The organism is Phyllobacterium sp. P5_D12 (genome assembly GCF_054049495.1).
Map to the genome: position 1 here is coordinate 1 of NZ_JBFUMG010000561.1, position 2,837 is coordinate 2,837.

Annotated in this window: 2 protein-coding genes and 1 pseudogene; 2 read left to right on the plus strand and 1 reads right to left on the minus strand. The window is 54.2% G+C overall.

Features of this window, described 5'->3' with window-relative positions; genetic code table 11:
* The first annotated feature begins 196 nt into the window (after positions 1 to 196).
* Positions 197 to 694: a hypothetical protein gene (locus tag ACXJ5O_RS23480; protein ID WP_457302010.1), complete on the plus strand. Its 498-nt coding sequence runs from the start codon at positions 197 to 199 to the stop codon at positions 692 to 694.
* A 245-nt stretch (positions 695 to 939) separates the two neighbouring features.
* Here the strand turns inward: ACXJ5O_RS23480 and ACXJ5O_RS23485 are convergent, their stop codons facing one another.
* Positions 940 to 1,428: a CYTH domain-containing protein gene (locus ACXJ5O_RS23485; RefSeq protein ID WP_457302011.1), complete on the minus strand. Its 489-nt coding sequence runs from the start codon at positions 1,426 to 1,428 to the stop codon at positions 940 to 942.
* A 604-nt stretch (positions 1,429 to 2,032) separates the two neighbouring features.
* Between ACXJ5O_RS23485 and ACXJ5O_RS23490 the strand changes: the two are divergent.
* A pseudogene (locus ACXJ5O_RS23490) lies at positions 2,033 to 2,837 on the plus strand (hypothetical protein); the annotation flags it as partial.

Below are 2,837 nucleotides of genomic sequence, written 5' to 3' on the forward strand. Positions count from 1 at the left end.
GAGTTGGCCGGCCACTCACGCCCGTCAGCGTCGCAGGCGCTGCACGGCGCACGGCAAGGCGATGCGCCGCTGGGGTATATAACTGTTAGGCCATTGGGCCACGACAAGCACCGCGCCAAAAACTTGAAACATGTCGGCGTTCCTGACGCAAATTGTCGTTGTCCCGTCGTTCAAATCACAGCAGCAGGAGGAAACCATGCATTCATTCGCTCGGACTGCCTTAGCAGTTGCAGCCCTCACCGTTCCATGTACGGCCGCGGAAACCGTCACAAAATATGGCTCGGCGGCCGGTTGGGACATATATGTCAAAAGTAGCACAGGTCCGGGCTGCATGATCATGCGGGACAATGCGGACGGCGAAACACAAGTGCAGATAGGCATCGATGCTACCGCCGCCCCGCGCGGCTATCTGGCGCTCTACTCCAAGAAACCTACAAAGATCACCCCCGGCAAAAAGATCTCCGTCGTGTTCGACGTCGATGGCGAGAAGTACACCGGCGTGGCCAAGGGGCAGGAGATGGAAGGATACGAAGGCGCATTCGTTCCATTCAACAATCTCGATTTCATCTATGATCTTGCCAAGAAGAAAGCGCTGACGATCACTTCAAAAGGACACAGAACCGTCGTAGTCAACCTCACGGGCACCGAAAATGCGTTCAAGAAATTGCGCGAATGTCAGGCCGCTCAGAAGTAGGGGAAGGCGTGTCGTATCACCGATTGATGTAAAGTGGCAGGAAAGTTCCGCGTAGGCCTGATCCTGCCACGCCATGCCAAATCGCATTGGCCAGACGCGTCTATCCTTCCTTGAGCCAAAATGCCGTCATGGTAGCCGCTAATAGAACCGTGCCTTGCCCATCGATCAGTGATCACAATAGTGSGGTGGTCACCTTTTGCCAGTACGCGTGCGAGCTGCACCGACCTAATCTGGCTGAACTCCTGTCAGTTGAGATAATTTTCCTCAACGGACTCCCGCTCTATGGTCATTGCCAAAATCCGGTTCGAGTACGATTGCTCCCAGGTGATTTCACGGCCCACCCAGACGGGCAGCGAAAACTCCTCGCTTGCGTCTTTCAACTCAATTTCTGCAACCACGAGGCCACGATGTGCACCCCCGTAGACGTCGATTTCCCAAACATGTCCTCTATGGGTGACATCGTAACGGGTCTTTTCAATGACGATACCAATTCGGTGTTTCATCAGTTCAAGGGCTTCGAAATATGGAAGATCGTACTCAAACTCATCCCGCTGAAGTTCACCCGTCTCAATTTTGACGGTGAATGTTGCACGCCTCGCGTCGATCGTTCTAATTCGCAGGGTTCGGTCTCTGGCAGCCGTCACATAAGCCTGACGAAAAATGGATCCGGTAGTCGCGTGCTTTCTCCAACGGTCGTCGGAGACAAGGTATTTTCGCTCTATCTCCACCTTCATCTGCTCTTCCTCGTTACGATGGCGAACTTATACCAAGCTGATCCTTCAGTCATGCTGGGCCGACATTCAGAGTTTAATCCAGTGCTCCGGACTTGAACAATTCGCCATTCGCACCCGTCAGAGCACTCTTTGCCTATTCCATCCGTCTCAACAGCTGAAACACCGTGTGAGTAGATTCGCTCTAATGCCGAAAAGGCACCGCACTTTGCCTCGAAATCGCTCTTTCAATCTCGCCGGTAAGGTAATTTGACATTTCCGCAAATTCAGCGCGTCGTTCACTGCGGACTGGATCCGGCAGATTCTCCAAGGTTTCGATCGCTCGTTCCGCGGCTGCAAGATCACTGCACAATTCCCGAAAGTTTTCGTCGCTGACATAAAGGTGTTGAATCCGTAACGAGCTCGCCGGGTATCGGCGCAAAACTGCAGCCAATTCTTGATCGAAAACACCTCCGGTCCGCGCGTTCATTGTCCTTCCTTCGGCTTGGCTCATTGATTGCGCAACCAAGCCCTTTGTCCTCCAGCAGTATATTGCGTTTTCGTCAGAAAGGGACGTAGAATACTGTAGGATACAGTAACTGATAACTGTGTATTCGGGGAGAACGACGTGGCGGACGTTGTTCAAGACGGGGCATCGGTACCCACCCATGCCGATATCCTTGAGCAACTTGATCGTATCCGGTCGAGTAGTGAATTTGACGTGCCCGAGCGTGCCCGGCAATTTTTCTCTTACGTTGTTGGCGAGACCGTTGACGGTCGCGCAAACCGAATAAAGGCCTATTCGATCGCGGTCGAGGTTTACGGCAGGGGCTGTTCTTTTGACCCACAGATTGATCCGGTGGTCCGGATCCAGGCCGGTCTGATCCGGCGAGGACTGGAGCACTACTACCTCGTTGCGGGCCAGAATGACCCCATCGTCGTGACGATGCCCAAGGGCGGCTATGTTCCAGTCTTTTCGCGCCGAACTGAGACACCTCCTTCTATCTACAGTTTTGCGGCATACTCGAAGCAACTCACGGCCACTTGGGGACGCGCGCCCCCCTGGATGGGGCTTTTCCTCGTTGTAGCGGCCTTAATGGGTCTGGCCCTCTACGCTGGAGGCTTGCTCCGCTTTGGAGACAATTTCGGAATCACCAGCAAGCAGGCTGGCCCCGATGTTCCAAGATTGGTGATTGAACCCTTCGAGGACCTCTCCGGCACTCCAGACTCAGCGGTCATAGCCCAAGGTTTAACGGACGAAGTCATTGGTCAGCTGGCAAAATTCAAGGAGATCGTGGTGGTCGCCGGCACGGGTATAATGTTGGCCGCAGGAGATTCCAAAGCGCTCTTTGCCCTGGAAGGACGCGTCCGCCTTCACGGCGAAAAGCTCCGGCTGAATGCGCGGCTGCTCGATCGAAATAGCGGAGCAGTCG

Excerpts from the sequence above, each read along its gene's own strand:
- ACXJ5O_RS23485 (WP_457302011.1), bottom strand. The coding sequence starts at position 1,428 with ATGAAGGTGGAGATAGAGCGAAAATACCTTGTCTCCGACGACCGTTGG.
- ACXJ5O_RS23480 (WP_457302010.1), top strand. The coding sequence starts at position 197 with ATGCATTCATTCGCTCGGACTGCCTTAGCAGTTGCAGCCCTCACCGTT.